Below are 856 nucleotides of genomic sequence, written 5' to 3'. Positions count from 1 at the left end.
CCCTTCGTGGAAATGCCTGAACCCTTCCGCATGTTACAGGCGAAGATACTGCGTCAGCCCGGCGGCGACCGCGAAATGGTCGATATTCTGTCCCTGGTGCTGCACCATGACGAACAGGCCGTGCTGTGCGCCGTGGAATTGGCTCTGGAGGCGGGCGTTCCCACCAAGACCCATGTGCTAAACCTGCTCCACAGGCTGCTGGATGGCAAACCGACCGACCAGCCGGATGTGAACCCTCCCGCGGCCTTGACGCTGAGCAAGGAGCCCGAGGCCAATGTCGCGCGCTACGATGGGTTGCGCACCCCGGGAGGAACACGCCATGCGTCATGACCCCGCCGGTGCAGCTCTCATCATCATGTTGCGCAGCCTGAAGATGCCAGGCATGGCGCAGGCCGTGCAGGACCTGCGTGAGCAAGGTTCACCCGCCTTCGAAGCCGCCATGCCGATCCTCTCGCAGCTGCTCAAGGCTGAAATGGCCGAGCGAGAGGTGCGCTCGATCGCGTATCACATGAAGGCTGCCCGCTTCCCAGCATACAAGGACTTGTCCGCGTTCGACTTTGCCGCCAGTGAAATGCGTGAAGCTCTGGTCCGCCAACTTCATCGCTGCGAATTCCTGGATGCTGCTGAGAATGTGGTGCTGATCGGGGGCCCTGGCACAGGGAAATCGCATGTTGCGACGGCCCTCGGCATTCAGGCAATCGAGCATCACCGTAAGCGCGTGCGTTTCTTCTCAACGGTCGAGCTGGTCAACGCCCTGGAACAGGAAAAGGCCCAGGGCAAGGCCGGGAAGATCGCCGATGCGTTGGTGAAAACTGATCTCGTGATCCTGGACGAGCTGGGATACTTGCCATTCAGT

General features: G+C 61.0%; 1 protein-coding gene and 1 pseudogene. Both read left to right on the top strand.

Annotation, left to right across the window (positions count from 1 at the left end; genetic code table 11):
• Positions 1 to 330: pseudogene (locus HUK65_RS18485) on the top strand (IS21 family transposase); the annotation flags it as partial.
• The coding region (locus tag HUK65_RS18480; protein WP_179907758.1) for an ATP-binding protein at positions 320 to 856 on the top strand (537 nt) is incomplete at its 3' end. The pseudogene HUK65_RS18485 and the gene HUK65_RS18480, both read left to right, overlap by 11 nt.

The organism is Rhabdonatronobacter sediminivivens (genome assembly GCF_013415485.1).
GTDB lineage: Bacteria > Pseudomonadota > Alphaproteobacteria > Rhodobacterales > Rhodobacteraceae > Rhabdonatronobacter > Rhabdonatronobacter sediminivivens.
Note: the sequence above shows the minus strand (reverse complement) of the source record. Positions and strands in the feature narration are given on the sequence as shown.